The 5,226-nt window shown below is 72.7% G+C and carries 5 protein-coding genes; 4 read left to right on the top strand and 1 reads right to left on the bottom strand.

Going from position 1 to position 5,226, the window contains the following annotated elements:
• Positions 1 to 76: 76 nt before the first annotated feature.
• On the top strand, positions 77 to 1,000 hold the full coding sequence (gene era / locus E1264_RS39685; RefSeq protein WP_243711458.1) for a GTPase Era: 924 nt from the start codon (positions 77 to 79) through the stop codon (positions 998 to 1,000).
• Here the strand turns inward: era and E1264_RS39680 are convergent.
• Positions 991 to 1,824 carry a hypothetical protein gene (locus E1264_RS39680; RefSeq protein WP_132182249.1) on the bottom strand — a complete coding sequence of 278 codons (834 nt, stop codon included), beginning with the start codon at positions 1,822 to 1,824 and terminating at the stop codon, positions 991 to 993. The genes era and E1264_RS39680 overlap by 10 nt on opposite strands.
• Positions 1,825 to 1,926: 102 nt before the next feature.
• On the opposite strand from E1264_RS39680, the gene E1264_RS39675 reads away from it, so the two are divergent.
• From E1264_RS39675 to leuA, 3 genes are all read left to right on the top strand, one after another.
• On the top strand, positions 1,927 to 2,538 hold the full coding sequence (locus E1264_RS39675) for a hypothetical protein (RefSeq protein ID WP_132182247.1): 612 nt from the start codon (positions 1,927 to 1,929) through the stop codon (positions 2,536 to 2,538).
• 1 nt (position 2,539) lies between these two features.
• Entirely contained in the window at positions 2,540 to 3,340 is an 801-nt protein-coding gene (gene ddaH, locus E1264_RS39670) for a dimethylargininase (protein WP_132182245.1), read from the top strand.
• Positions 3,341 to 3,529: 189 nt separating this feature from the next.
• Positions 3,530 to 5,226: 2-isopropylmalate synthase (gene leuA, locus E1264_RS39665; RefSeq protein WP_132182243.1), on the top strand; the 1,697-nt coding region annotated here is incomplete at its 3' end.

Genomic DNA, 5,226 nt, shown 5'->3' with positions numbered 1-5,226 from the left:
CCCGCCGCCTGACCGTCCTCCACCCCCCAGCCACCGGATGGCGGGAGCCCGTCGTGCCGTGGGCGACAATTGGGGGGTGACGACATGGGGAGACGGGGCGCCCGAGGGCCATCGGGCGGGGTTCGCCTGCTTCATCGGACGGCCGAACGTCGGGAAGTCCACGCTGATGAACGCCCTGGTCGGGACCAAGGTCGCGATCACCAGCAGCCGTCCCCAGACGACGCGGCGGGCCATCCGGGGGATCGTGCACCGCCCGGACGCGCAGCTCGTCGTCGTCGACACCCCCGGCCTGCACAAGCCGCGGACGCTGCTCGGGGAGCGGCTCGACAGCCTCGTCCGGTCCACGCTGACGGAGGTGGACGCGATCGGCTTCTGCGTCCCGGCCGACCAGCCCGTCGGCCCCGGCGACAAGTACATCGCGCGGGAGCTCGCGGCCGTGAGGAAGACGCCGGTCGTCGCGATCGTGACCAAGACCGACCTCGCCTCACCCGAGCAGGTCGCCGAGCAGCTCCTCGCGGTCGGGCGGCTCGGCGAGTTCGCCGACATCGTGCCGTGCTCCGCCGAGCGGGGCTTCCAGGTCGGCCTGGTCGGCGACCTGCTGATCTCCCACCTGCCGGAGGGCATGCCGCTCTACCCGGAGGGCGACCTCACCGACGAGCCCGAGCAGATCCTCATCGCCGAGCTGATCCGGGAGGCGGCCCTGGAGGGCGTCCGCGACGAGCTGCCCCACTCGATCGCCGTGGTCGTGGACGAGATGAACCCCCGCGAGGGACGCGACGACCTCGTCGACATCTACGCTCACCTGTACGTCGAGCGTTCCAGCCAGAAGGGGATCATCATCGGGCACAAGGGCTCGCGGCTCCGGGAGGTCGGCGCGGCGGCGCGGCGGCAGATCGAGGCGCTGCTCGGCACGAAGGTGTTCCTCGACCTGCGCGTCAGCGTCCTCAAGGACTGGCAGCGCGACCCCAAGCAGCTCCGCCGCCTCGGCTTCTACGACTGATCCGTCTTGGGCTTGCCCGTCTCCGGCTCGTCCGCGTCCGGCTCTGGCTCGTCCGTGGCGGGCGGCGCGGCGTCCTCCGGTTCGGCTTCGGGACGTCCCCAAGCCCGGTCTTCCCGGGGCCAGGCGGCGGCCGGGTCGGCCTGATACTGCTGGTCTGTGTAGGTGTAGTACTGCTGCTGATCCGCGTAGTACTGCTGGTCGGTGTACGCCCCGTACGCCTGGTCGGGGCGGTTGCGCGGCTTCGACACCCGCTCGCCGATCGGGCGGGCCAGGCTGAACCCGACCACCAGCAGCGAGGTGATGACCGCGAGGTACCAGCCGTAACGGACGGTGATCTGGTAGCCGACGTCCAGGCCCGTCTGCGGCAGGTTGTCGCGGACGTCGCCGAGCCGCAGCACGAACAGGCCGCACACCAGCAGGGCGAGCGTGCCGGGGATCGCGGCGAGGCCGCCGATCCGCGCGTCGCGTCCCGCGAGGTCCCCGACGGCGAGGGCGATCGCGACCACCGCCAGGACCGGGACGGCGAGGACCATGTCGTCGGCGTCGATCCCGGCCACGCTGCCGAGGTCGCGGCCGATCGGCTGCCCGAACAGCTCGACGACGACCTGCGCGCGCGCCCACGGCATGAACGCCGACACCAGCAGCGCCCCGGCCGCGACGATCATCGCGACGATCCAGCCGAGGCCCCGCGCCGGCGGCGCCGGGAGCGGCGCGGGCACGGCCTCCGCGGGGGCCCCATCGGCGGGCGGATAGCCGTCGACGGGCGGCAGGAACGACGGGCGCGCCCGCGGACGGCCCGCGTCGGAACCCAGGTCACCGGTCATGGACCCAGCGTAAATGCACGGACGGCATTGCCCGGGACGGCCACGGCGGGGCCTGCCGCTCGGTAGTTTGGAACGAAGTCCGTTATGGGAGGGAGGGCCCCGGTGTTGCTGGTTTTCGGCCTGACGGCGGTGTTCCGCACGGTCAGCGAGGGGACGTTCCACTGCCCGCAGTGCGGCGGTGATCGTGCCTACCGGAGGCGCACCGGGCGCCGCTGGCTCTCGGTGTTCTTCGTCCCGATGGTGCCGCTGTGGCGGCTCGGGGAGGCCGTGACGTGCCGGACGTGCCGGGGCCGGTTCCGGGTCTCCGCGCTGCGGACGCCGACGTCCCAGCAGATGGCCGAGACCCTCGCCGCGGGCATGCGCGCCGCGGCGGCCCTGGTGCTGCGCGCCGGCGACCCCGCCGACGCGGCGGCCCGCGCCCGCGCCGCCGAGACCGTGACCGGCTACGGCGAGCCCGAGTACGACGGGGACGCGATCGACGCCGACCTCGCCCTCCGCCGGACGTTCCTGGAGCGGGAGGTCGCCCGCGCCGGGGCCCAGCTCGCCGTGGAGGCCAAGGAGTGGTTCCTCGCGCAGGCCGTCCGGATCGGGCTGGCGGACGGGCCGCTCGGCGAAGGGGAGCGGCGCGAGCTGCACGGCGTCGCTGACCTGCTCGGCATGTCGCCCGCCTACGCGCTGGGCGTGATCGTGACCACCGAAGGGGCGTCACGCTGAGATGAGATCCGCCGTCACGCCCGCGGCCGCCACCGCGGAGACGAGCTCCCCGGCGGGGCGGGCCCTGGTCCGCGCCCCCGGCCCCCGGCTGGCGGACGCGATCGTCACCCACGCCGCACGCCGCCGCGTGGACGTCGCGCTCGCGGCGCGCCAGCACGAGGCGTACGTCGCGGCGCTGCGGTCGGCGGGCTGGCGGGTCGGCGCCGTCGCGCCCGCCGACGACCAGCCCGACGCCGTGTTCATCGAGGACGCCCTGGTCGTCTGCGGCGACGTCGCGGTCATCGGCCGGTCGGGCGAGCCGCGCCGCCGCGGCGAGACACCGGGCGCGGAGCGGGCCGCGCGTGAGCTCGGCCTGCGGGTCGAGCGGATCGAGGAGCCCGGCACCCTGGACGGCGGCGACGTCCTCCAGGCGGGCGACACCGTCTACGTGGGGCGCGGCGCCCGGACGAACGAGGAGGGCATCTGCCAGTTCGCCCGGCTGGTGGGCGGCCGGAAGGTCGTCCCGGTCGACACCCGCGGCTGCCTGCACCTGAAGTCGGCGATGACGGCGCTGCCGGACGGCACCCTGATCGGCCTGCCGGACAAGGTGGACACCTCGGTGCTGCCGGGGCTGCGGGTCGTCCGCGAACCGGCGGGCGCGCACCTGGTGGTGCTGGGGCCGGACCATGTGCTGATGGCCGCGTCCGCGCCGCGCACCGCCGAGCGGCTCGCCGCGGACGGTCTGCGTGTCACCAGTGTGGACATCGGCGAGTTCGAGGCCCTCGACGGCTGTGTGACCTGCCTCTCCGTCCTCGTCCCCTGAAAACGGGCCGTCTCAGTATGCGGACAGTCGGTTACCGGAACGCGGATGTCATCTGTTAGCTTGGCGAGCGTGTTGCGTGAGCTGCTCCTCCTTAGCGGCCGCAGCGGGGGCCTCTGACAAGGCCGGCTCCCTCGCTGCGGGACTGCGTCGTGCACGTCGGCCGCGAGGTTCGAGCAGAGAGAGATCGCGATGTACCCCGAGCAGCAGCCGTCCGGCATGCCCGTCCAGCGCTACCGCCCGTTCGTCCCGGTGAGGCTCGCCGACCGCACCTGGCCGGACGCCGTGATCACCGAGGCGCCCCGCTGGTGCGCGGTCGACCTGCGGGACGGCAACCAGGCCCTGATCGACCCGATGGACGCCGACCGCAAGCTGCGGATGTTCGAGCTCCTGGTACGGATGGGCTACAAGGAGATCGAGGTCGGGTTCCCGGCGGCCAGCCAGACCGACTTCGATTTCGTCCGGCAGATCATCGAGGAGGACCGCGTCCCCGGCGACGTGGTGATCCAGGTGCTGACGCAGGCCCGCCCCGAGCTGATCGAGCGGACCTTCGAGGCCGTCCGCGGCGCGAAGCAGGCGATCGTCCACCTGTACAACTCCACGAGCACCCTGCAGCGCCGCGTCGTGTTCGGGCAGGACCGCGACGGCATCACCGCGATCGCCGTCGAGGGCGCCAAGCTGTGCGCCAAGCTCGCCGAGGACATGGGCGACACGCGGATCCACTTCCAGTACTCGCCTGAGTCGTTCACCGGCACCGAGCTGGAGTACGCGGTCGAGGTCTGCAACGCCGTCAACGACGTGTGGAAGCCGACCCCGGACCGCAAGGTCATCGTGAACCTGCCCGCCACCGTCGAGATGGCCACGCCGAACGTCTACGCCGACCAGATCGAGTGGATGAACCGCCACCTGGCCTACCGCGACTCGGTGATCCTCTCCCTGCACCCGCACAACGACCGCGGCACCGCCGTCGCCGCCGCCGAGCTGGGCTACATGGCGGGCGCCGACCGCATCGAGGGCTGCCTGTTCGGCAACGGCGAGCGCACCGGCAACGTGTGCCTGGTCACCCTGGGCCTGAACCTGTTCACCCAGGGCGTCGACCCGCAGATCGACTTCTCCGACATCGACGAGATCCGCCGCACCGTCGAGTACTGCAACCAGCTGCCCGTCCACGAGCGGCACCCCTACGGCGGCGACCTGGTCTACACCGCGTTCTCCGGCTCCCACCAGGACGCCATCAACAAGGGCCTGGACCACCTCCGCCGCGACGCCGAGGCCGCCGGCACGCCGCTGGACGAGTACCGCTGGGAGGTCCCGTACCTGCCGATCGACCCGCACGACGTCGGCCGGACCTACGAGGCCGTGATCCGCGTCAACAGCCAGTCCGGCAAGGGCGGCGTCGCCTACATCATGAAGACCGAGCACTCCCTGGAGCTGCCGCGCCGGCTGCAGATCGAGTTCTCCCGGGTCGTCCAGCGGCACACCGACGACGAGGGCGGCGAGGTCACCGCCGAGCTGATGTGGGACATCTTCCAGCGCGAGTTCCTCACCGGCGGCCCCCGCGTCGGCCTGCTGGCGCACCGCACCACCTCGCGGGTGGACGAGAAGGACGCGATCGGCTGCGACATCCGGCTGGACGGCGAGATCCGCGAGATCGAGGGCGTCGGCAACGGCCCCGTCTCCGCGTTCGAGGACGCCCTTTCCACGGTCGGGATCGGCGTCCGCGTCCTGGACTACGCCGAGCACGCGATGAGCGCCGGCGGCGACGCCCGCGCCGCCGCCTACGTCGAATGCGAGGTCCGCTTCGGCGACGCCCCCGCCACCACGGTCTGGGGCGTCGGCATGGACGGCAACATCGTCACCGCGTCCCTCAAGGCCATCCTGTCCGCGGT

Origin of the sequence: Actinomadura sp. KC216 (assembly GCF_004348535.1) — a bacterium.
GTDB lineage: Bacteria > Actinomycetota > Actinomycetes > Streptosporangiales > Streptosporangiaceae > Spirillospora.
The sequence above is the reverse complement of the archived record's forward strand: the minus strand, read 5'-3'. Positions and strand labels throughout refer to the sequence as shown.